The organism is Planococcus sp. YIM B11945, assembly GCF_050864155.1.
Classification (GTDB): Bacteria; Bacillota; Bacilli; order Bacillales_A; family Planococcaceae; genus Planococcus.
On the sequence record NZ_JBOZWR010000001.1, the window covers coordinates 57,377 to 79,856 of the forward strand.

At 44.3% G+C, this 22,480-nt stretch carries 17 protein-coding genes and 1 other annotated feature; of the genes, 8 read left to right on the forward strand and 9 right to left on the reverse strand.

Annotated features, from left to right (window positions below; genetic code table 11):
• Positions 1-5: 5 nt before the first annotated feature.
• The 3 genes from ACRRQV_RS00390 to ACRRQV_RS00400 are packed head-to-tail and all read right to left on the reverse strand — an operon-like array spanning position 6 to position 2,454.
• On the reverse strand, positions 6-1,157 hold the full coding sequence (locus ACRRQV_RS00390) for an acetoin utilization protein AcuC (protein ID WP_432527691.1): 1,152 nt from the start codon (positions 1,155-1,157) through the stop codon (positions 6-8).
• Positions 1,154-1,798 carry an acetoin utilization AcuB family protein gene (locus ACRRQV_RS00395; RefSeq protein ID WP_432526520.1) on the reverse strand — a complete coding sequence of 215 codons (645 nt, stop codon included), beginning with the start codon at positions 1,796-1,798 and terminating at the stop codon, positions 1,154-1,156. The genes ACRRQV_RS00390 and ACRRQV_RS00395 overlap by 4 nt, the downstream gene beginning before the upstream one ends.
• Before the next feature lie 23 nt (positions 1,799-1,821).
• Entirely contained in the window at positions 1,822-2,454 is a 633-nt protein-coding gene (locus tag ACRRQV_RS00400) for a GNAT family N-acetyltransferase (protein WP_432526522.1), read from the reverse strand.
• Positions 2,455-2,621: 167 nt separating this feature from the next.
• Between ACRRQV_RS00400 and acsA the strand changes: the two genes are divergently transcribed.
• A complete protein-coding gene (gene acsA, locus ACRRQV_RS00405; RefSeq protein WP_432527693.1) occupies positions 2,622-4,340 on the forward strand; it encodes an acetate--CoA ligase in 1,719 nt (572 codons plus the stop codon).
• A 78-nt stretch (positions 4,341-4,418) separates the two neighbouring features.
• Here the strand turns inward: acsA and ACRRQV_RS00410 are convergent, their stop codons facing one another.
• On the reverse strand, positions 4,419-7,448 hold the full coding sequence (locus ACRRQV_RS00410) for a transglycosylase domain-containing protein (RefSeq protein WP_432526524.1): 3,030 nt from the start codon (positions 7,446-7,448) through the stop codon (positions 4,419-4,421).
• 106 nt (positions 7,449-7,554) lie between these two features.
• Positions 7,555-7,746, forward strand: a binding site (T-box leader).
• Between the two features lie 204 nt (positions 7,747-7,950).
• Between ACRRQV_RS00410 and tyrS the strand changes: the two genes are divergently transcribed.
• Positions 7,951-9,216 carry a tyrosine--tRNA ligase gene (gene tyrS / locus ACRRQV_RS00415; protein ID WP_432526526.1) on the forward strand — a complete coding sequence of 422 codons (1,266 nt, stop codon included), beginning with the start codon at positions 7,951-7,953 and terminating at the stop codon, positions 9,214-9,216.
• A 319-nt stretch (positions 9,217-9,535) separates the two neighbouring features.
• On the opposite strand, the gene corA is transcribed toward tyrS, so the two are convergent.
• The 3 genes from corA to rpsD form a co-directional block, all read right to left on the reverse strand.
• Positions 9,536-10,489 (reverse strand): magnesium/cobalt transporter CorA, encoded by a 954-nt coding sequence (corA, locus tag ACRRQV_RS00420; protein WP_432526528.1) that lies wholly within the window; start codon positions 10,487-10,489, stop codon positions 9,536-9,538.
• 9 nt (positions 10,490-10,498) lie between these two features.
• Positions 10,499-11,305 (reverse strand): cobalamin-binding protein, encoded by an 807-nt coding sequence (locus tag ACRRQV_RS00425; RefSeq protein WP_432526530.1) that lies wholly within the window; start codon positions 11,303-11,305, stop codon positions 10,499-10,501.
• A 115-nt stretch (positions 11,306-11,420) separates the two neighbouring features.
• Positions 11,421-12,023, reverse strand: a complete 603-nt coding sequence (gene rpsD, locus ACRRQV_RS00430; RefSeq protein WP_432526532.1) for a 30S ribosomal protein S4 — start codon at positions 12,021-12,023, stop codon at positions 11,421-11,423.
• 392 nt (positions 12,024-12,415) lie between these two features.
• Here rpsD and megL point away from each other — a divergent pair, with 392 nt between their 5' ends.
• The 3 genes from megL (at position 12,416) to ACRRQV_RS00445 (ending at position 16,873) form a co-directional block, all read left to right on the forward strand.
• Positions 12,416-13,639 (forward strand): methionine gamma-lyase, encoded by a 1,224-nt coding sequence (gene megL / locus ACRRQV_RS00435; RefSeq protein ID WP_432526534.1) that lies wholly within the window; start codon positions 12,416-12,418, stop codon positions 13,637-13,639.
• A gap of 357 nt (positions 13,640-13,996) precedes the next feature.
• Positions 13,997-14,887, forward strand: coding sequence for a diguanylate cyclase domain-containing protein (locus ACRRQV_RS00440; protein WP_432526536.1), 891 nt, complete (start codon positions 13,997-13,999; stop codon positions 14,885-14,887).
• 93 nt (positions 14,888-14,980) lie between these two features.
• On the forward strand, positions 14,981-16,873 hold the full coding sequence (locus ACRRQV_RS00445; protein ID WP_432526538.1) for a putative bifunctional diguanylate cyclase/phosphodiesterase: 1,893 nt from the start codon (positions 14,981-14,983) through the stop codon (positions 16,871-16,873).
• A gap of 59 nt (positions 16,874-16,932) precedes the next feature.
• Here the strand turns inward: ACRRQV_RS00445 and ACRRQV_RS00450 are convergent, their stop codons facing one another.
• Together ACRRQV_RS00450 and hisJ are read right to left on the reverse strand one after the other, a co-directional pair.
• Positions 16,933-17,412, reverse strand: coding sequence for a GAF domain-containing protein (locus ACRRQV_RS00450; RefSeq protein ID WP_432526540.1), 480 nt, complete (start codon positions 17,410-17,412; stop codon positions 16,933-16,935).
• A 25-nt stretch (positions 17,413-17,437) separates the two neighbouring features.
• A complete protein-coding gene (gene hisJ, locus ACRRQV_RS00455; RefSeq protein WP_432526542.1) occupies positions 17,438-18,232 on the reverse strand; it encodes a histidinol-phosphatase HisJ in 795 nt (264 codons plus the stop codon).
• Positions 18,233-18,384: 152 nt separating this feature from the next.
• Here hisJ and ezrA point away from each other — a divergent pair, with 152 nt between their 5' ends.
• The 3 genes from ezrA to thiI are packed head-to-tail and all read left to right on the forward strand — an operon-like array spanning position 18,385 to position 22,464.
• Positions 18,385-20,088 carry a septation ring formation regulator EzrA gene (gene ezrA / locus ACRRQV_RS00460; protein ID WP_432526544.1) on the forward strand — a complete coding sequence of 568 codons (1,704 nt, stop codon included), beginning with the start codon at positions 18,385-18,387 and terminating at the stop codon, positions 20,086-20,088.
• 58 nt (positions 20,089-20,146) lie between these two features.
• A complete protein-coding gene (locus ACRRQV_RS00465; RefSeq protein WP_432526546.1) occupies positions 20,147-21,253 on the forward strand; it encodes a cysteine desulfurase family protein in 1,107 nt (368 codons plus the stop codon).
• 2 nt (positions 21,254-21,255) lie between these two features.
• The gene (gene thiI, locus ACRRQV_RS00470) at positions 21,256-22,464 is read left to right on the forward strand and encodes a tRNA uracil 4-sulfurtransferase ThiI (RefSeq protein WP_432526548.1); all 1,209 of its coding nucleotides are present in this window, start codon (positions 21,256-21,258) and stop codon (positions 22,462-22,464) included.
• The last annotated feature ends 16 nt before the right edge of the window (positions 22,465-22,480 follow it).

Consider the following 22,480-nt stretch of genomic DNA (forward strand, 5'->3'; position numbering starts at 1 on the left):
AGCTTTTACGCGTTTCGGATCATATACAATGCTTTTTCAAGCATCTGATGGTTTTTGTCGGTGATTTCTTCTTTTCGTGGTATGGCTTGATACATATTTTCGGGATCATGCCACGTATCGATTAAATTGACAGGTGATTCGGATTGCCATTTCGAAATCCAGGGTGCAGGCAGTTTGCCGGTTGGAAGCGGAATATCGTTCATTTCCATCCATAGCAGTGACCAAGCTCTTGGCACGACACGCCAAATATCGTAACCGCCGCCGCCCACTGCAATCCAGCGGCCTTCACAAAACTCGTGCGCAAGCTCGTGAGCGATCTTAGGAATTTCCCGGTAAATATTCATCGTGCCGTAAAGATGCGTCAGCGGGTCTAAATAATGGGCGTCAGCGCCGTTTTGGCTGAGTATAACGTCAGGCTTGAAAAATTCGACGATTTCTCTCATCGATGTGCGGTAAATTTCCAGGAATGACTCGTCTTCAGTAAATGCATCTATCGGAAAATTGAACGAAGTTCCATAGCCTTGCCCGCTTCCACGTTCGTTGATGTTGCCCGTGCCAGGGAAGAGGTAGCGTCCGGTCTCGTGGATGGATACGGTGCAGACGTCAGGATCTTCGTAAAAACACCATTGGACCCCATCGCCATGATGGGCATCGGTGTCAATATAGAGGACGCGGGCGCCGTATTTCTTTTTGATGTAGTTGATAGCCACCGAACTGTCGTTATAGATGCAAAAGCCGGAAGCCTTGCCTCTAAAACCGTGATGGAGGCCGCCGCCTAAATTCAAGGCGTGCTGGGCTTTGCCTTCCATTACGTAATCGACAGCCGTTAACGTGCCCCCAACCAAACGGGCGCTCGCTTCGTGCATGTTTTCAAAAATCGGGGTGTCTTCGGTTCCAATGCCGTAACTTTCTCCAGCTTCCGGCGTCACTTCGCCGTGGCTCGCTCTTTTGACGATGTCGATATAGCGCTGGTCATGCGCCAGCAACAATTCCTCATCGGTCGCAATGCGGGCAGGCACAATCGAATCAGCTGAAAGCGCATTCATTTTCTTCAATAAATCAATCGTCAACACCAGCCGTTTTTGGTTGAAAGGATGGGTCTCGGAAAATTTATAGCCCAATTGATCTTCCGAGAAAATGAAGACGGCGTGTTTCATTCGTTCAGTTGCGGTGTGTTTGGCCATAAAACATCGAAACCTTCTTTGCGTAAGTCATTAATAATCGCTAGTGGATTCATCGTTTGCACCCGGAAAACCAAAATCTTATTTTCTGTGTTTTGTTTATCGGGGTAAACTAAAACACTTAAAATATTGATGTTTTGTTCATTAAAAACTTTGGATACTTCAAACAAAACACCCGAGCGGTTTTGCACCCGAATTTCAATTTGTGAACCCGGCTGGTGGGCGCCAGTCAATTCGATGTATTTGTACAATAAATCTGTTTCTGTGAGAAAGCCGACCAATTCGCCTCCGCTGATAACCGGGAGACAGCCGATTTGCTGTTCATAGAAAACCATGGCCACTTCTTCGACAAAGTCCATTGGGTGGGCAGTAATCGGATTTTTTGTCATGATGCTGTCAATTGTCTTTTCGTACATTTCAGGCAAGGGCGAAAGGCTAAACCTTGAAGGCAAAGCATCTTTTAAATCACGTTCCGACAACACGCCAACCAATTTTCCATCGTCGACAATCGGAAGATGGCGGATCCGTTTTTCTTTGAATATTTCGATCACATCTTTCATTGTTTGATCGGAACGAAGCGAATGGATATCGGTTTTCATAATTTCTTCTACTAACATAAAGACACTCCTTTTAATCGCTATTAATACATATAACGGTTCATGAAACGCAATTGATCAAATCGTTGAACGGATTCGGGATCGACGCGGCTGCCGATCTTTGCCATCAAACAGTTTGCTGGATGCGAACTGATTTCGGGATCATCGGTTGCATAATATTCCAGCCCGCCAGCTTGCATCATTTTTTCCATGATTTTTCGGTATTCCCACACATTCAATCCCGTTCCTTTTAAATCCCAATGCCAATAATATTCTGTCGTAATGACAATAAAATCTTCGAGGGCGTCGTCCATCATCGAGACTCTCAAGAGCGCCTTGCCGACGCCGCTTCCTCGGTATTTCGGAATGACTTCAATCGCGCCTAATTCAATCAGGTTATCCATTTTCCCTTCAGACCACCGCTCAAGCGGATCAGGGTAGAGATATGTAACATAGCCGACAATGGTGTGATGGTCCCTGGCGATTAAAATGCGGCCTTCAGGGAGATCGGCAATTCCAGTGATTGCTTTGTGCTGCTGTTCAGGAGGACGGAAAGCAATTAAGTCTTCATGGAAATCCAGGTCTTTCAATTCTTTAGAAGGAATAGGTCCTTCAATGACGAGAGGACCATGCTTTGTCTTTAGTTCCAGCGCATTATACGTTTTTTTATGCTCCATCATTTCACCGCCTGTTGGTTACAATTAGCTTTATTATACATCAAATGGATAAGCAAAGTGACTTTAGCCTGAGAAAAGGCTTAGTATTCTAAAGAATTAAAATTATTCGCTTTCAATTGTCAGAATGTTGTAGAATAAAAGAGAATCAATACGAAAGGATGATTGGAATGAAAGTGGAAGCGATACCAGCGTTGCAAGAAAATTATTTATTACATAATTACGAAGAAACGGCTGCGAGCTTTGAATGGTCGGAGGCTGAAAAAGCATTCAGTTGGTCTCAAACCGGAAAAGTAAATATGGCACATGAAGCGATAGATCGCCACGCAGATTCCGATCGCAAAAACAAAGTAGCTTTATACTACAAAGATCATAACCGCAACGAGGCGTATACATTCTATGAAATGAAGCGAATGACTAACCGAGCGGCAAATGCTTTGAAAGCGCATTCGAATTTGGAAAAAGGCGACCGTATCTTTATCTTTATGCCGCGGTCGCCAGAACTTTATTTCGCGATGTTCGGCGCTTTGAAAATGGGTTTGATCGTCGGTCCATTGTTTGAAGCATTCATGGAAGGGGCGATTTATGACCGTTTGGATGACAGCGAAGCAAAATCGATCATCACGACGCCAGAACTATTGCCGCGTGTTCCATATGACCGCTTGCCAAAATTGGAAACGATTTTTCTAGTTGGGGAAAATATACAAGAAGAAGACAAAACGGTCGACTTCCTGAAACATTTAGAAGCGAGTTCTGACCAATTTGAAGTTGAATGGCTAGATAAAGAAGACGGCCTTGTTCTTCATTACACATCCGGTTCGACTGGAAAGCCAAAAGGCGTTCTTCACGCGCAATATGCCATGATTCAGCATTACCAAACAGCCAAATGGGTATTGGATTTAAATGAGCAGGACATTTACTGGTGCACAGCGGATCCAGGATGGGTGACTGGTACGTCTTATGGCGTTTTCGCGCCGTGGCTGACAGGAACAACTACCGTCATAATAGGCGGACGTTTCTCGCCTGAAGGCTGGTATAAAGCAATTGAAGATTTTGGCGTGACCGTTTGGTACAGCGCACCCACAGCGTTCCGCATGTTAATGGGAGCTGGTGACGCATTGGTGAGCGAATTTAATTTATCCACATTGCGCCACGTTCTGTCAGTCGGAGAGCCGTTGAATCCGGAAGTCGTGCGCTGGGGCATGCAAGTGTTCAAAAAACGCATTCACGATACATGGTGGATGACAGAAACCGGCGGCCATATGATTTGCAACTACCCATCCATGGCAATTAAGCCTGGATCGATGGGCAAACCAATTCCTGGCGTCAAAGCGGCCATCGTCGACGACCAAGGAAACGAACTTCCGCCGAATCAAATGGGAAATTTGGCGATTCAAAAAGGATGGCCGTCCATGATGCGCCAAATTTGGAATAATCCAGCCAAATACGATTCGTACTTCTTGAACGATAAATGGTACGTATCAGGGGATTCTGCTTATATGGACGAAGAGGGGTATTTCTGGTTCCAAGGCCGAGTGGATGATGTCATCATGACTTCCGGAGAACGCGTCGGACCATTTGAAGTCGAAAGCAAACTGCTCGAACATCCAGCCGTTGCCGAAGCAGGGGTCATTGGAAAACCGGATCCGGTTCGAGGAGAAATTATAAAAGCGTTTGTTGCGTTGAATGAAGGCTATGAGCCGTCTGAAGAGTTGATCCAAGAAATTCAACAATTTGTGAAAAAAGGGCTGGCTGCCCACTCTGCTCCAAAAGAAATTGAGTTTAAAGACAAACTGCCAAAAACACGAAGCGGGAAAATTATGCGCCGTGTCCTAAAAGCTTGGGAACTGGATTTGCCAGCAGGCGATTTGTCTACGATGGAAGACTAATGGATTGGTGTTGCTAAACTGATTGTTAGACAAGAAAAGCCCCGCTGGAGAAATTTCTCCAGTGGGGCTTTTTCACTTTTATTCTTCTGGTTTTTCTGGCTCAACCGGTTTTTCATCGCCATCATCCGGTTTTTCAGGTTCCTCTTTATCGTCTTCGTCGTCTTCTGGAGGAGCCGGTTTTTTGTCATCATCTTTTTTATCGTCCTCTGGCTTTTTATCGTCAGCTGGAGGTTTCGGATCTTTTTCTTTGTCCTTATCTTTATCCTTATCCTTATCCTTATCCTTATCTTTATCCGTATCTTTATCTGCGTCTTTCTCTTTATCGTCTTTTGGTTCAGCTTTTGGTTTTTCCGCTTCAACGCTGACGCTATTGGATTTTGCAGATTGTTTTCCGGTAATGTCCACAGCCACTACATAATAGCTGCCGGAACCGGAAATGCTATACGAATTTCCTTTCGCTTCTGAAATGGAAGCGATCGCTGAACCGCTGCCTTCTTTGAAAACGCGGTAGCCGACAATATCATTTGATGACGAATCGCTCCATGAAATCTTTTTGCCTTCAAGTGATAAGTTCACGCCATTAGGGGCCGAGCCGTCTGCATCAAATTTCGCAGCAGACACCACTTTTGAAAACTTCGAATTTCCAGGGAATAGCTTGCTTGCGTCTCCGCCAAATGGAGCAAGCATCCGGTCGATAAAGTCTTGCGATACGCCAGCGCCGCCGCCAGAAACAAATTCTTTTGGCGTGCTTGATAGTGCAGCAAAGCGGCTTCCGCCGATAGTCGTATACGATCCAGTTGTTAGGCTGTCATCTTTTTTAGATGGGACCATGACATTGGCGTTGAACAAGTCGGATTGAACCAATCCCGCCCCTGAACAAGCGCCTCCTGGAGCAAGCCCGGAAATACCGCAGAACGAACGGGTAACGACACCTTTCGGCTGTTTAAACGTTGCTTTCGTACCGGCCAATTTCGGCACCACATCATAGGTTGCATTCATTACGCGCGCCCATACTTGATTGACTCGTGCAGAACCTTGAAGATCCCGGTTAGGGAAATCTGCTAGCGTGTACTTTTCTTTATCATAGCCGAGCCAAATGCCCATCGTGATGTCCGGATTATAACCGATCAGCCAAACATCTTTTGTATCTTGGGAAGTTCCCGTTTTGCCGGCAAAGTCGGCACTGAATTTCAATTGATTGTTTGCGCGGTGTGCGGTACCTCTTGCCGTATCAAACACATCGCGAAGCATATCGGTTAAAACATAATTGGTTGCAGGTGTGAAAATTTCTTTTTCTTCTGCTTTGTGTTCAAAAATAACGTTGCCTTCGTCGTCTTCGATTCGGTCAATCATGTGTGCATCAATGAATTTCCCGCCGTTTCCAAGAGTGGCATAGCCGTTGGTAACTTCTTCGATTGACCCTTCAATCCCGCCGCCTAAAGCTGCAGATGCATTGTAATTTTCTTCTTCTGTAACGGTAGAAAAGTCCATGTTCATCATAAACTTAATCGGCATTTCGTCTTTAATCTGGGCCGATAAACGAAGGGCAGGCAAGTTTTGCGATTCTGCCAATGCATTTCGTGCAGGCATTATTCCTTGTTCGCTGGCTTTGTTAAAGTTGGCTGGTTCCCACATGCCACCTAAGTCTTTCTTAGCAAATTTCACATCGACCACTGGGCTTCCTGCTCCGATTTTCCCGTATTCAATAGCTGGCCCGTAAACGAGCAGCGGTTTTACAGTAGATCCGATGGAACGGTATGCCTGTGTAGCGTGGTTCAACTTTTCAATTTCATGGTCACGCCCACCAATAAAACTTAAGATGCGGCCGGTTTTGTTTTCAATGGTCATCCCACCGACTTGCACAGGGAACTTTTTCTTTTCTTCTTCGCCATTGGCATTGATTGTCGTACCGTTGATTGTTGTTCCATAGGATTCATAGCTGTTTTTTGCTTTTTCCTGTGCATCATACAATTTTTTGTTGATGGTCGAATAAATGCGATAGCCGTTTGATCGGACAGCTCGGTCAGCTAAAATTGCGTATTCTTCATACAATTTGTCGTTCTCGTCTAATGTTTTTGGATCAATTCCAGCTTCTTTCGCCAATACATCCATAATGATGCGGGAAGCACGTTTTTCCAATTCGACTGTAATGTACGGGTATTTCTCATAAGAACGCTGTTCATCTTTGCGGAAATCTTTCGTAATGTCATAGGCAATTGCTTCGTTGTATTCTTTATCCGAAATGTATTCCGTTTCTCTCATGCGGTACAAGACGGTTTTCATCCGGTCGATTCCTGGCTGCAACCCAGCTTCGTCTTTCAATTCGCCGCTTGATGTATATGGAGTGTAGCGAAAAGGCGCTTTCGGAATCCCGGCAATAAAGGCTGCTTGTGCCAAATTCAAATCCTTTGCAGTCACATCAAAAAGTCCATTGGCAGCTGTTTCAATCCCGGCAATATTTGCTCCTGAAGAGTTGCGGCCATAAGGAATAATATTCAAATAAGCTTCCATGATTTCGTCTTTTGTCATGAATTTTTCTAGGCGCATGGCCAGCAAAATTTCTTTCGCTTTCCGCTCATAAGAAACTTCATTCGTTAAAATTTGGTTTTTGATAAGCTGCTGAGTCAGTGTAGAACCACCGGTTTGGCTGTCCGAATTCGAAACGTCCTGGAACAATCCGCGGAATATCGCTTTCGGTACAATGCCATTATGGTCTTTAAAGTATTCGTCTTCTGTGGCAAGAACGGCATCGATTGCATCGCTAGAAACTTTATCCAGTGACGTTTCTTTCCGTTCCAAATCTGTCCGAAGCTTTCCGAGATATTCTTTATTGTCAAAATAAAGCTCGGATGTTTCTTCGTAGCTATAAACTTCGCCGCGCATTTCTTCTGGGGTCCGAAGTTTTTCTTCATCTACTAAAGATGCAAAATAACCGGCTCCCACTGAAGCAGCAAACACGCCGCTGACAACCAGCATAATCGCCAGCAAAATAGCTAAATTCCAAAAGACTCCAGTAGTAATGCTGAGCCCTTTCACCCATTTAGCAGAGCGCAATCTATTGTAAACTTCTTCAGTTTTATTGAGCCAATTTTTTAACTGATCAAGCACGTTATCAACCTCCTAAAAATCTTGTCTTATTATAGCATATTCTCACATAGGCGACGAAGGTTATTGACAATATCGAAGAATAAAGTAAACTACTAGTTATATTGATAAAAAAACGTTGAAGAGTCCGAAGTAGGGCATGCGAATTTTGCTAAGAGAGCCGGTGGTTGGTGTGAACCGGTCAAAGCGCAGTGTCTGAATTACAGGCTTGGAGTTTACGGAAGTGCCCCGTTCGGCACAGAGTGAGTCGGGAGAATCAGATTCTCCAAGCTGGGTGGTACCGCGCAAAAGCGTCCCTGCATGAATTTCATGCAGGGGCTTTTTTTGTAGGCAAGAGTATAGGATGGGATTTATGCTTTTATTGTCTAGACTCCAGCGCCCAGCCCCTCGAGGTTGCAGTCTGTCTTAAGTCCATGGCAAAAAGCGCCATGATACTCAAGACCTCCAGCACTTGTCAGGGCTGAACGGGCGCTTGCGCTTTTCTTATATTTAAGGAGGAATTGGAATGGCAAACGAATTGATGGATGATTTAAAATGGAGAGGCCTGATCTACCAGCAAACGGATGAAGAGGGCTTGGCTAAATTACTTGAAGAACAAAAAATTTCACTTTACTGTGGAGTCGATCCGACTGCCGACAGTATGCATATCGGCCACATTGTGCCGCTCTTAACGCTGCGCCGATTCCAAATGCATGGCCATCAGCCGATTTTGGTCGTCGGAGGCGCAACTGGTATGATCGGTGACCCATCAGGACGAAGCGAAGAGCGTCAGCTTCAAACAACCGAGCAAATCGATCGAAATGTCGAAGGCATCAAAGTGCAAATGGAGCAGATTTTCGACTTTCAAGCGGAAAATGGCGCGAAGATGGTCAACAACCGTGACTGGATCGGGCCGATGAGCACGATTGAATTTCTTCGCGATTACGGAAAACTCATCTCCATCAATTACATGTTGGCAAAAGATACGGTGGCGTCCCGGTTGGAAGGCGGCATTTCGTTTACGGAATTCACGTACATGCTCATCCAAGCGATCGACTACAACCACCTTTACAATCACCACAACTGCCGCGTGCAAATTGGCGGTTCAGACCAATGGGGGAACATCACCACAGGCCTTGAAGTGATCCGCAAAACGCACGAAGAAGAAACAAAAGCATTCGGCATCACCATTCCGCTTGTGACAAAATCAGATGGCACGAAATTTGGGAAATCGGCTTCGGGTGCTGTATGGCTTGATGCCAAAAAAACATCGCCGTACGAGTTTTACCAGTTCTGGATCAACACTGCTGATGCGGATGTCATCAAATACTTGAAGATCTTCACGTTCATTGGCCGTGAAGACATTGAAGCGCTGGAAACAGCTGTTGAAAACGAGCCGCATCTGCGCCAAGCTCAAAAAACCTTGGCAGAAGAAATGACGAAATTAATACACGGGAAAGATGCGCTTGAAGACGCACTCCGTATTACCAAAGCGTTGTTCAGCGGCGACTTAAAAGCGTTGTCCGCCAGCGAAATGAAAGCCGCATTCAAAGATGTGCCTTCAGTTGAAATGGTCAAAGAACCAAAAGTGATTGTCGATTTGATCGTCGAAGCCGGCATTTCCTCGTCGAAGCGCCAAGCGCGTGAAGATGTGACAAACGGTGCGATTTCAGTGAATGGGGAAAAAATCACCGATTTGGAATATGTCATTGACGACAAAGACCGCTTAGAAGATACGTTTGCCATCGTCCGCCGCGGCAAGAAAAAATACCACATGGTGCAATTCCAATAAAACAGAAAAACTCTTTTAAAAGGTATATAGTATCCTTATCTTGACTGCTATTCCGCAGGCTTGCTTCATAGCTGTAGAGAGTATCATTATGTAATAACGATGCTAAAGGGGTGAACACAAGTGTAAAATTCACTTGCGCTCACCCTTTTTTGTTTTCTATTCTACTGAATTTAAGCGTGCTCTTTCTTCGAATAAAGCGGCTTGGCGCTCGCCTGCGGAACGCTTCCGCCTGAAGCGCAATGAGAAGGCTGCCAAACTTTCTCGACAGCCTGGAAAGCCCCGCCCATTTACAGAAAACTGCAAATGGGCGGGGCTTTTGTTATTCATTTTCAAACCAGCCTTTAAATTTAAACCAGATAAACATGCCAATGCTTGTTATCACCATAACGGCGAGTACAACGTAATACCCTGAATCCCAATGAAGTTCCGGCATATTGTCAAAGTTCATGCCGTAAATACCCGCCAGAAAAGTCAGCGGCATGAAGATCGTAGTAATGACCGTTAAGGTTTTCATGATGTTGTTCATTCGGAAAGAGTTCATCGATATGTAATTGTCACGAATATCCGACGTTAATTCGCGATTGGATTCGATAATTTGGCTTAATTTGATCAAGTGATCGTGAATATCCTGGAAATAGGCACGTTTTTGTTCTTGGATGATAAAGCGTTTCGACTCCAAGATCCGGTATACGAGATCACGCATCGGCAATACCGTGTGCCGCAATGTCAATAAGTCTTTCCGAATCTCAAAGGTTTTTTGAATGATCATGTTGCCCGCTAATTTTCCTTCAGCGCTGTTTTCGATACCGAGCAATTGGTCTTCTAGATCATCCGTAATTGGGAAAAAGGCATCTACTACTTTATCCATGATTTTATAAACCACTTCAACCGGCTTTAAGCGGTCAAGGCTATTGGATTTTACAAAATAATCCCAAACGTAATTGAGTTCGTGGAGTTCCTCATAATGGAAAGAAACCGTGAAATTTTCGCCAATAAACAAATCCACTTCAGAAGCTTCCAAGGTGTTTTTATTCAGTGAGTGGAAAACGAGAAAGCTGAGATTTTCGTAATGCTCCAACTTCGGGCGCTGCAGCGAGTGGATGCAGTCTTCAATTGCGAGAGGGTGGAAATGAAAATAACTGCCGAGCAAGCTTGTTTCCTCATCTGTCGGCATATTAAAATCCGCCCAGTACCACTTCATGTTGGCTAATGTGGCGAGCGGGGGATCGACGAGCAGTTCATTTTCTTGGCTGATTGCTAGTATTCTGAGCATAAGGTTCTCCTAAAGTTGTTTGTTTTTAATAAAACTTGGCAGTTCCATGTCCGCATATAAATGCGGATGGACAAGCTGGCCCAAGCGCCAGGCGCCTTCAATGAGGCGGGGGGAAGGGCGGCAGTACAATTCTTCTTCCATTATATGAATGTTATCAAAAGCTTTCATCTCATTCCAGCCTTTCCGTTTGCGGACAAGTTCTGGCTTTACTTTGGCCGTCATAATGCCGACCCATGCCAGAAGAATAAAATCCGGATCACGCTGCCGGACATCGTCCCAATCGGTCTGGATGTTGGCCGAATCGATATCAGCAAACGCATTGCGTGCGCCGACGATTTCACTGATTTCCGTAAGCCAGTTGACGTTGCCTGGAGTAAAGACCGGCTTTGGCCACCATTCCCAGTAAAGGGAAGGAGCATGTTCAGCATGAGCTGCCCGGCATTTGAACGATTCGATGGCAGCGGCATATTCAGAATGGACTTGCTGGCCGTCAATGCCGCATGCTTCGGCGACAGCGAGCAGGTCTTGGCCGATATCTTGCAGCGACTGGGGATTGAGGACGAGATGCGGAATTTTTCGTTGGACCAATTCCTCTACATTTTTTTCCATGCCCGGAACGCTGAGTGAAGCCAATACCAAATCGGGCTTCATGGCTTCAAGTTCATCCATCCGAATGGCTAAATCTGGTCCGAGCCTCGGCAGTTGAGTTACGGGTTCCGGCCAATCAGAATAGTCATCGACTGCGACGAGCATATGGTCGAGCCCTAAAAAAGCAACAAGTTCAGTATTGCTCGGGCATATTGAAATAATGCGCATAGTTAAGGCACCTCCGCTTTTTTTCCAGTTTACCACAGAAAAAGGGAAGGGGGAAAAGCGGCGGAATCAAAAAAGAAGCCCCCGCAAAAGCGGAGGCTTCTTTAAATACTGCAAATTAACGTGAGTAGTACTCAACGATCAATTGTTCGTTGATTTCAGCAGACAATTCGCTGCGCTCTGGAAGGCGTACGAATGTTCCTGTTTTGCTATCAGTATCGATAGTAACGTATTCAGGAACGAAGTTGCTTACTTCGATTGCTTCGTTGACAACGTCCATGTTGTTAGAACGTTCGCGGAAAGCGATTGTTTGTCCTGGTTTCACGCTGTATGACGGAATGTCAACGCGTTTGCCATCAACAAGGATGTGGCCGTGGTTTACGATTTGGCGAGCTTGGCGGCGAGTGCGCGCAAGACCTAAACGGTAAACAACGTTATCAAGTCGAGCTTCAAGAAGGATCATGAAGTTTTCACCGTGTTTACCAGGCATTTTGCCGGCTTTATTGAACAAAGTTTTGAACTGACGTTCGTTAACTCCGTACATGAAGCGTAGTTTTTGTTTTTCTTGAAGTTGCAAACCGTATTCAGAAACTTTTCTGCGTTGGTTAGCACCGTGTTGACCTGGTGCGTAAGGGCGTTTTTCTAATTCTTTACCTGTTCCGCTAAGAGATACTCCTAGGCGGCGTGACAGTTTCCATGATGGACCTGTATAACGAGACATATATGTCTCCTCCTCTATTTTTGGTTTTTAGAGTAAAATAAAAACCAGATGCATTCATGCTGTAAGCCATTTTGTTTTCATGTACCTTCGCTCTGCAGCCATGAGTTACGCGATACACCTTATAAAAAAGGAACAAAATGGACAAACCCGCACATACAACTGCTGCGATTATTTTACACAAAGAATAGTATAACCGCTTTTGATAGGAAAAGTCAATGAGAACAATTTGCTGACTGCGGAATGATCAACCATCTTCAACTTTCTGTTCGTTTTCTTCATTATAAATCGTTTTGATTTAGGCAAAAAGGGTTTGCTTTCTTTTTTAGGGAAAGAGCGATAAAATAAAATTGAATAATGTAAGCGCTTTCTATTCTTTCTAAGGGGTGTATCCAATGAATAAGAAGAATATGAATATGGAGACAGCTGTCATTCACACAGGCTATGACAGCAACCTTCACCATGACAGCTTAGCGACGCCGCTTTATCAGACTTCCACTTTTTCTTTTGCAAATGCAGAAGAAGGGGAAAACCGGTTTGCGGGAAATTGCGAAGGCAATATTTACTCGCGGCTTGGCAATCCGACCGTCCGCGTATTGGAAGAACGCATGAAGGAAATTGAATATGGGCAAGGGGCTTTAGCCTTCGGATCCGGCATGGCAGCTGTGAGCGCCATCTTGATTTATTTGACCAAAGCAGGGGACCATGTCTTATGTTCAAAGGGAATTTATGGCTGCACGTTCGGCTTATTGGAAATCCTGAATGAAAAATACGGCATCACGCATACATTAACCAGTTTAAGAACAGAAGAAGAAGTGGAACAAGCGATTCGGCCGGAAACGGCATGCATTTACGTTGAAACGCCAATCAATCCCACAATGGAGCTGGTCAATTTAGAAGCGGTCATAGCGGTTGCTAAAAAACACCACATTCAAGTAGTTGTAGACAATACGTTCAGTTCACCGTATTTGCAAAATCCATTGTTGATGGGAGCTGACTTTGTGCTGCATAGCGCCACAAAATATTTAAACGGCCATGGGGATGTGGTCGGCGGGGTTTTAGTGGGCAGAGACGGAGAAGAAATGGAGCGGCTGCGGTCGACGGTTCAAAAAGATGTTGGTGGCATCATGTCGCCTTTTGATGCGTGGCTCCTATTAAGAGGGATGAAAACGCTTCACGTTCGAATGGACCGGCATATCGACAACGCAAAAAAAATCGTTGCGTTTTTAAAGCAGCAGCCGAGCGTCAAAAAAGTTCTTTATCCATTTGATGAATCGCATCCGCAATACAACATTGCGACCAAGCAAATGCGGGAAGGGGGCGGCCTCATTTCATTTGAATTAGAAGGAGGGAAAAAAGAAGCGCAAGCATTTATGAACGCTTTGTCCCTCATTAAAATTGCGGTGAGTTTAGGCGACCCCGAAACGCTGATTCAGCATCCATTTACGATGACGCATGCGGGTGTTCCGCCGACAGAAAGAATCGACATGGGCATCACCGACTCCTTGCTTCGGCTATCGGCCGGCTTGGAACATTCCGACGATTTGCTGGAAGACTTAGGGCAAGCGTTTGATAAAGTGAAACTGCAATCAGTTGGAGAGGTTTTATCCTCCAACTAATTGCTAGTTGCTGTTGATAGTTGGGTGAGTAGAAGGCTAACAAACTAGTGCTGGTAGACGAACAAAAAATACTAAAAGTGAATAAAAAGTGGTAATAAACCAATAATTCGTGAGGAGCCCCTTTCTAATTATTGGTTTATTTGTATATGAAATAGGAAAATGATAAAAAATATTCCTCCAATAAGCAATATGTGCTATATTATGAAAGCAAAATATGCCGATAGATACGAGTAAAGAGATAAATTTTAAAAAACCTGAAAAAAAAATACCGGTAAATGGGCTTATATCATACAAATAAAGTTCAACTTAGTTTTGAGATGGAAAGCAGGCGCCCTGGTGAAAAAAAGTTATAGTTTCATGATGTTTGTGGTTTACCTACTAGTCGGCACAGTAATTGGCCTGTTGTTTCCTCCTTTTTTGTCATTAATTATGGAAATTCCAGAAGAAAATCGCCGCATTCTTTCGATCGCTTCTGTTTTAGCAGGCTGGCTTTTAGGGGTGATTAATTTTGTGATCTTCTATGTTTTTATTAAGTATTGCACCCTGCATTTTCGTAATGTATTTCATGAAGTGCGAGCCGGCAATTTTAGCGCGCGGTCCAGGTTAAACAGCCGTGATGCCATTGGGCAATTGGCTATTGACATTAACGAGACAATTGATCATTTGGAAAAAACAAAAATTGAAATTTTACAAGATGATTTGACAGGGTTGCCGAATCGACAATTCCTTCAACAATTCTTTATGGAAAACAAAGAAGTTATGAAAACGGAAAAAGCAGCGTTCATGTTTTTTGATTTAAATAAATTCAAGCAAATAAACGATTTATACGGCCATCAATTTGGAGACCAGGTGTTGATTAGCGTGGGGAACCGAGTGAAAAAAGGGCTCCCATACGCAAAGCTTATTCGGTTGAGCGGAGACGAATTTATGCTGGTGGTGCCATCGTTAACGGCAATTGACGCAATGGAAGCGGCAAAACAACTGCATAAACAATTTAAAGAGCCTTTTTTAATCGGAGATGCCGCTGTTTCCATCGACTCAAGCATTGGCATTAGTATTTATCCGGACAATGGGGTTGAATTGACTGAACTGGTTAAAAAATCCGATCATGCGATGTACGAAGCGAAAAAGAATCCTCTTCAAAGTTATTGTTTTTATCACCAGTTAACGGCATCCACAACTTCAAGCGAAAGAACAGATGAACCAACAAACAAAATCGGTTCTACAATAAATACGCTGAGAAGATGAAGCAGAATCCAACTGAGCATTCGGTATGTAGTAGTGAAAATATAGTCCATAAAAGGTGACGACTGATTTATAAATTACGGATGGAGAATAGACATGACAGTTCATCGGTTGAACAACAACTACATAAGTGAAGCGGATCTTACGAAAAGACGCTTTTTTCGATTGATTGGCAAAGTAATGGGCTATGGCAACTTTTTAGGAAGCCTGTTATTCGGTGCATTCATCATGTTGAACGATAGCGGTGCTTCCCTTAAGGAATATCCTGTTCCTTTCGGCATGTTTTGTCTCGGAATTTTTTCATTATGGCTGGATAAGACAACGCTAAAAGAAACAACGCAACAGCATTTGTACGGATTAAATTACATCAGCATTCCTTTAATCATTTTTTATTTTATTGATGACGGCGCTACTACGACGTGGGCTATCATTTTTATTTACTTGATGATGGCCATTGTTTTGCAAAGCATCGCACTTGTGTTTTATTCTTTTTTCACGTCGCTTGTTGTGTTGTTCAGTGTCATGCTTTTGGTGCCTGCCGATTTATTGGTTTCTGTGACATTTTATGACCACATTCTTCGTGCTGTTTTATTGATAGTTGCCACAGCCAGCGGCTTAATTGGTTTAAGAAACATCAAAAAACGTGAAAAAATGTTATTTCACTATATGGACCGGGCGGAAGAAGTAGCTTTTCAAGACCCGATGCTGAAAATCCCAAACCGCATGGATTTTAATTTATATGTTGACCATGCATTGAAATCCGGACCCATCGTTTTATGGAAAGTAGAAATCAATCATTTCCAATCGGTTTACGATGTATTGGGGCACCACAAAAGCGACGAACTGCTTGAAATGGTGAAAATGCGTTTAACCGGAAAGTTGGATGCGACTTCTTATTTGGCTAAAGGGGAAGGCAGCACGTTTTTGGTGGCGACCAAAAGCGAAATGCTCGGCTCGCAGGCCGAAGCTTATTTCGAAGAAATGCTTGAAGCTATACTACATCCGTACATATTGGAACTGCACGATTATTTGCTGAGTTTTAATATTGGAGTGGCTTGTTCTAGGCTCGATGGTTCAACGAGCGATGAATTAATGCGGCATGCCCAGTTTGCGCTTGATCGTGCAAAAGAACTGGGGCTCAACCGCGTGGTGCTGTGTTCAGAGGATATAAAAAATGAAACGATGAAGCAAGTGCAAGTGTCCGAAGCGTTGTATCAAGCCAACCTGGATAATGAGTTTCATCTTGTGTATCAGCCGCAAATTGAAATGAAAACCAATCAAATCATCGGTTTAGAAGCGCTGCTTCGGTGGGAACACCCACACATGGGAACGATTCCGCCGAATGAATTTATCGATATTGCCGAAAAGAACGGATTTATCGTGCCTTTAGGAAAATGGATATTGGAAAAGGCATGCCAGGAAATACAAGTTTTATCTCATTCTGTCGGAAGGCCGTTAAAACTTGCGGTTAACGTCTCGTTCATCCAAATACGCCAAGATGATTTTGTCCGCGATACACTCACTATTTTGGAAAAAACGGGATTTCCGGCAGACCAGCTGGAAATTGAATTGACGGAACGGTCGCTGTTTGAAAACCGACTGGAAGATTTGCTCAAAATAGAACAGCTTCGTTCAAAAGGCATCCGGATTGCCATTGACGATTTTGGCACCGGCTATTCTTCGTTTGGCATTTTGGCCAAGGTGAAAGTGGACAAAATCAAAGTGCCACGTGAGTTTATTGAACACATCGACAGCAATCAAAATAGCCAACGGATTGTTGAAACCATTACCTCAATGGCGGATTTGTTTCAAATCACTTGCTTGGCTGAAGGAATCGAACGGATTGAAGAAAACGATTTTCTGCTCCAAATGATTTGCCAGGAAGCGCAAGGCTATTTTTACGCAAAACCGGCTGCTATTTGCGCCATTGAAAAATGGCTTACAGCAGAAATGACGGAAGAAGCTGTATTGGCCGGATTGAAAAAATAAATGCAATCGAACAGAAAAAAGCCCGGAACTTTAAAAAAGTTCCGGGTTTTTTGTCTGTTTTATAAATGCTGCATCAAAATCTCAGCAAAATGTTCAAGCCCTTGCTGGTCTTCTTCGGTAAAGCGGCTTAGTTCTGGGCTGTCGATATCGAGAACTCCGATCACTTCGCCGTCTTTGATAAGCGGAACAACGATTTCAGATTGCGAAGCTGCGTCGCAAGCAATGTGTCCAGGGAATTCGTGGACGTTTGCAATCAGCATCGTCTTCTTTTCAGCTACAGCTGTTCCACAAACGCCGCGGCCGACTTTGATGCGGACACAGGCAGGAAGTCCTTGGAACGGCCCAAGAACCAGTTCGCCGTCTTCCATCAAGTAAAACCCGACCCAGTTGATCCGATCTAAAAACTGGTTTAACAAAGCCGAAGCATTGCTTAAGTTGGCAATTTTGTTAGGTTCGCCTGTTAAAAGAGCATCTAATTGCTTGCCGAGCATATTGTATTGGTCAGCGCCTGTGCCGCTGTATTGGGTTTGTGTAAACATATGCAACCTCTTTTCATTCGTTGATTTACTTATTATAGAGTTTGTCATAATGGTTATGCAAGCCTTTGGCACTATGAGCATCAGACCCGAAGACAAGCGGGATGCCCAAGGTATTCGCAAGTACAATAAAGCGTTCGGGTGGGTAAGATTCGAGGCATTCCGGTTTTGAAAAGCCAGCGCTGTTTAAATCGATCTCGTAGCCGGCCTTTTGGATTTTATTGAAAATGCGTTCGATCTGTCTGCTATCGTCGATTGTTTCGTTGTGGGCCAGCTGGAATTTGTGGACGAGTGTCGGATGCCCGATCCGCTTCGGCTTAAAGCGGCCAAGGTCTGAAGCAATGGAAGCTTCCACGGTTTCGTAATAGAGATCATAAACCGCTGCAGCGGATCCAGCGATGGCAGCGAGATTTAAAAAAACTTCTTTGCTGTAATCCATGCAATGATAAGCGCCGCCTACTTTCAAAAAATGGACAGACAAAATGGCATCGTCGAGCATAGGGCCGACTTCATCCAGAAAAGCCGTTGTCTCATGTTCAAAGCCCGCGATAAAGTCCACTTCAAAGCCAATCCGGATGCGAATATCATTTTTATAGGCATCTTTTGCTTGTTTAATGGCGTCTATATAAGGGTGCACTTCTGTATAACGCATTCCGCTGTCTTTTAAAGGCGTTGGATCAAGGAATGAAGCGGGTAGGGGAGCGTGTTCAGTAAATGAAATATCCGAGAATCCGGAACGAATTGCTTTTTCTATGTAAGACTGGAGTGAATCTTTTGTGCCATGAGGGCAAAAAGGGGTATGAATGTGTCCATCTCTTTTCAAAAAACCACCATCTTTCGTTAAAGTGAAAAATATTTATTCGTTTTCTTGAAAATGGCAAACAAAAATAATGATTACATGGTAAAATGAAAGAATCATGAAATACATTTACATTGCGCTGGAAATGTGAGTTTGAACAGGGGGCTTTATGACTTATGATGAAGTATATCATCATTGCGGTCATCATTCTATTAGCGTTAATCATCGTAGGCTTTTTGTTTCGAAAGAAACATCAAGCGGAAATTGAACGCTTAGAACAGTTAAAACTGCAAATACAAAACAAACCAATTTTAGAAGAACTGACAAAAGTGAAACAGCTGAACATGAATGGCCAGACAGAAGAAATGTTCGAGCGCTGGCGCAACATATGGACTGAAATAATGGACGTACATATTCCGAATATCGATTCACTGATCTTTGATGCAGAAGATGCCATCGATCGTTTGAAATTCGGAAAAGCGACAACGATTGAAAATGATATTGAAGATAAAATTGCGAAAGTCGACCGTCAAATGACGGATATCTTGATCGAGTTGGAAGACTTGATCGGCAGCGAAGAAAAAAACCGCAGCGAAATGGACTTGATTAAAGACCAATATCGCCAAGCGCGTAAAAATTTGCTTGCCCATCAACATTCGTATGGGGCGGCTGCTGGCCCTCTTGAGAAAAAGTTGGAATCGTTTACTCCATTATTCACCGAATATGATGCTTTGACACAACAAGGGAATTACTTAAAAGCCCGTGAAATCGTGATGGGATTGTCTGAAGAAAGCAAGTACGTTTTTTCGCTAATTGACGATGTTCCTCCGCTATTATCCGACGTTCAATCTAAAATTCCTTCTTATATTAACGAACTGCGTAATGGCCAACGTGAAATGGAAGACCAGTCTTATTACTTGAACCATTTGGAATTGACAGGCCAGCTTGACGCAATGGAAGCAGAATTAGCGGCCATGAAACAAGAAATAGCCGAACTCGATATTGCGGATGCGAAAGTGAAGGCAGAAGCAATGAAAGACCGGATTGACTCGTTTTATGAACTACTTGAAAAAGAAGTGGAAGCAAAACATTATATCGATCAGCACAAAACGGATACAGCTTTGCTGTTGGAACGCGTTTCAAACGATACGCGCGATATGGCTGAGGAATGTGCCGTGGTGCAGCTCAGCTACAAAATTCCTGAAAACGATGCAGCCATTCCAAAGACATGCCTGGCAAAATTAGAAGAGCTTCACAAGCGCTTTGATTTGCTGGATTCTCGCCTTAATGAAGATCAATCTGCCTATTCAAGCCTAGCAGAGGATTTGGACAGCATCCGCGAGGAACTTACAAAAGTGGATGCGGCTCAGCGTGACTTTGCGGAATCGCTAAAAAGCTTGAGAATCGATGAACACGAAGCACGAGCGAAACTGGAATCATTAAAACGGACGCTGCAGGAAACCGAGCGCATGCTGCACAAAGCCAATACGCCTGGAATTCCTGAAGAAATGGACGTCCGCTTAGAAGAAGCGGAAGAGCATTTGTTTGTCGTAATGCAAGGCTTGCAAGAAGTGCCGTTGAATATGAAGCTAGTCGATAATTATTTATTAAAAGCAGAAAAATGCGTTTTAGACGTAGAAGAGAAAGCGAAAGAAATGGTGGAAAATGTCATGCTGATCGAACGTATTATCCAATACGGCAACCGATTCCGCAAAACCAATCCACAAATGAACGCCAAGCTGATGGAAGCGGAAGAGTCATTCAGGCAGCTCCGCTATTCAAAAGCGCTGGAAGAAGCAGCCACAGCGGTTGAAAACTTTGAGCCGGGTTCAATGAAGCGAATTGAAGTGCTGGTCAAAGAAGAAGCATGGCATACGTAAAATAACACAAGAAACCACCAGCCCATGAGCTGGTGGTTTTCTTTTCGGAGGCGGCAAGATGATTTACTTAGACAACAGTGCGACTACCAAACCGAAAAAAGAAGTGCTAAATGCTTTTCTATTAGCCAACGAACAGTATTATGCAAATCCCGCATCGCTTCATCAACTTGGAAACGAAGCGGAGCATTTATTGGAAACCGCACGCCAACAAATTATCCGGCTATTGAATATGGACCATGCTATTTTCACATCAGGCGGCACGGAATCCAATAACCTGGCTCTAATCGGGACGGCTCACAGCTATCAGCACCGGGGCAAACATATCATCACCGCTGAGACCGAACATCCTTCTGTTTTGAATGCGCTGGCCAAGTTAGCGGAAGAAGGATTTGAAGTCGAAAAACTTCCGGTTGGCCGTTTTGGCGAAATCGATCTCGATGAGTTGAAGAACGCGCTTAGAAGCGATACGATTCTTGTAAGCCTTATGCACGTTAACAACGAAATCGGAGCCGTTCACCCGGTAGCGGAAATCGCACGGCTGCTAAAAAACACGCGTACATTGTTTCATGTAGACGCTGTGCAAAGCATCGGGAAAATTCCGCTTGATCCGTCAGCGATGCCGGATTTATTGAGCGTTTCTGCCCATAAAATTCATGGGTTAAAAGCAAGTGGAGTGCTGGCTTTCAACCAAGTAGAACTGAAAGCGATTTTAGCGGGCGGCGGACAGGAATTTGGCTTAAGAAGCGGAACGGTGTCTGTACCGCATGCAGCTGCTTTAGCGAAGGCGCTGCGGCTGGCTGAACCGAATCCGCAGCACGCGGTGTGGAACAAGCAGCTTCGTGATTTTTTCGCGAAATTCCAAGAAGTTCTAGTGATCAGTCCTCAAGACGGAGCACCACACATCTTATCCCTTGCAGTAAAAGGAATAAAAGGTGAAGTACTGGTCACTGGATTGCAAAAAGAAGAAGTGATCGTCTCCACTTCGAGTGCCTGTTCGTCCAAAAGCCAAACCGCAAGCCATGTTATTGAGGCAATCGGTATGCCGCACAGTTATAAAGAAGGTATGATCCGTATCAGTTTCGGTGCGTTTACAACCGAACAAGATATAGGTAAATTGAAAAAAGCATTTGAGCGGGTTTACCGTTTAATCAAAGGAGCCAAGTAAAGATGAAGACCAACCAAATTCTTGTCCGGTACGGGGAACTATCAACAAAAGGCAAAAACCGCAGTTCGTTTATCGGCCGCCTGCGCGACAATGTACGGCAAACTTTTTCCGATTTGGGAACAATCCGCGTAAAAGCGGAACGCGATCGCATGTTCATCTTATCGGACAGCGAGCTGGAAATGGAACAAGTGCTGAAACGATTGCCGAAAGTATTTGGCATCCAATCGTTCAGCCCGGTGACAGAAGCCGAGCTAAATTTGGAAGAGATGAAAAAAACCGCGTTTGAGGTTATGAACAAACTTGACCTTACCGGCAAGACCTTTAAAGTGAACGTGAACCGCGCGTTTAAAGAATTTCCTCATGAAAAAATGGAAATCATGCAGGCCATAGGTTCGCATGTATTGCGCAGCTTCCCCGAATTAAAAGTTCAAATGCACCATCCGGATATCGAATTGAAAATCGATATCCGCCAAGAAGCAGCATATATGATGGCTGAAGTGATCCAAGGAGCTGGAGGATTGCCGGTGGGAGCAGGCGGCAAAGGCTTGTTAATGTTATCCGGTGGAATCGACAGCCCGGTTGCTGGCTTCCACATGCTGAAGCGGGGCGTCCGGCTGGAGTTGATCCACTTTTTCAGCCCACCGTTTACCAACGACCGCGCCAAAGAAAAAGTATTCGATTTGGCAGAAAAACTGAGCCAGTTCGGCTCATCGGTCAACTTGCATATTATCCCGTTCACCAAACTGCAACAAGAAGTGCACAAGCAAGTGCCGGACAACATCACGATGACGTCGACGCGGCGCATGATGATGCGGGTCGCGGACAAAGTTCTTGAAGAAACGGGCTGCAAAGCCATCATTACCGGAGAAAGTTTGGGGCAAGTCGCAAGCCAAACATTGGAAAGCATGCAGGCCATCAATGCAGTCACCAATACGCCGGTGCTTCGCCCGCTGATTGCTTCGGATAAATTGGACATCATTGAAACGGCGCAGCAAATCGATACGTACGAAATTTCCATTCGGCCATTTGAAGACTGCTGCACCATTTTTACACCGGCCAACCCGAAAACAAAACCGAAGCTGGAAAAAGTCGAGTACTACGAAAACTTTGTTTCCTTCGATGAATTGATTCAAGAAGCTGTGGAAGAACGGGAAGTCTTCAAATTCCCGAGAAAAAAAGAAAAAAGCCAAGTCTTTGATGACTTGCTGTAACAAACCGCCTCTATGG

Bases quoted from the DNA above. Each gene is read 5' to 3' on its own strand.
- ACRRQV_RS00390 (WP_432527691.1), bottom strand. From the start codon at position 1,157: ATGAAACACGCCGTCTTCATTTTCTCGGAAGATCAATTGGGCTATAAA.
- ACRRQV_RS00395 (WP_432526520.1), bottom strand. From the start codon at position 1,798: ATGTTAGTAGAAGAAATTATGAAAACCGATATCCATTCGCTTCGTTCC.
- ACRRQV_RS00400 (WP_432526522.1), bottom strand. From the start codon at position 2,454: ATGGAGCATAAAAAAACGTATAATGCGCTGGAACTAAAGACAAAGCAT.
- acsA (WP_432527693.1), top strand. From the start codon at position 2,622: ATGAAAGTGGAAGCGATACCAGCGTTGCAAGAAAATTATTTATTACAT.
- tyrS (WP_432526526.1), top strand. From the start codon at position 7,951: ATGGCAAACGAATTGATGGATGATTTAAAATGGAGAGGCCTGATCTAC.
- corA (WP_432526528.1), bottom strand. From the start codon at position 10,489: ATGCTCAGAATACTAGCAATCAGCCAAGAAAATGAACTGCTCGTCGAT.
- ACRRQV_RS00425 (WP_432526530.1), bottom strand. From the start codon at position 11,305: ATGCGCATTATTTCAATATGCCCGAGCAATACTGAACTTGTTGCTTTT.
- rpsD (WP_432526532.1), bottom strand. From the start codon at position 12,023: ATGTCTCGTTATACAGGTCCATCATGGAAACTGTCACGCCGCCTAGGA.
- megL (WP_432526534.1), top strand. From the start codon at position 12,416: ATGAATAAGAAGAATATGAATATGGAGACAGCTGTCATTCACACAGGC.
- ACRRQV_RS00440 (WP_432526536.1), top strand. From the start codon at position 13,997: ATGATGTTTGTGGTTTACCTACTAGTCGGCACAGTAATTGGCCTGTTG.
- ACRRQV_RS00445 (WP_432526538.1), top strand. From the start codon at position 14,981: ATGACAGTTCATCGGTTGAACAACAACTACATAAGTGAAGCGGATCTT.
- ACRRQV_RS00450 (WP_432526540.1), bottom strand. From the start codon at position 17,412: ATGTTTACACAAACCCAATACAGCGGCACAGGCGCTGACCAATACAAT.
- ezrA (WP_432526544.1), top strand. From the start codon at position 18,385: ATGATGAAGTATATCATCATTGCGGTCATCATTCTATTAGCGTTAATC.
- ACRRQV_RS00465 (WP_432526546.1), top strand. From the start codon at position 20,147: ATGATTTACTTAGACAACAGTGCGACTACCAAACCGAAAAAAGAAGTG.
- thiI (WP_432526548.1), top strand. From the start codon at position 21,256: ATGAAGACCAACCAAATTCTTGTCCGGTACGGGGAACTATCAACAAAA.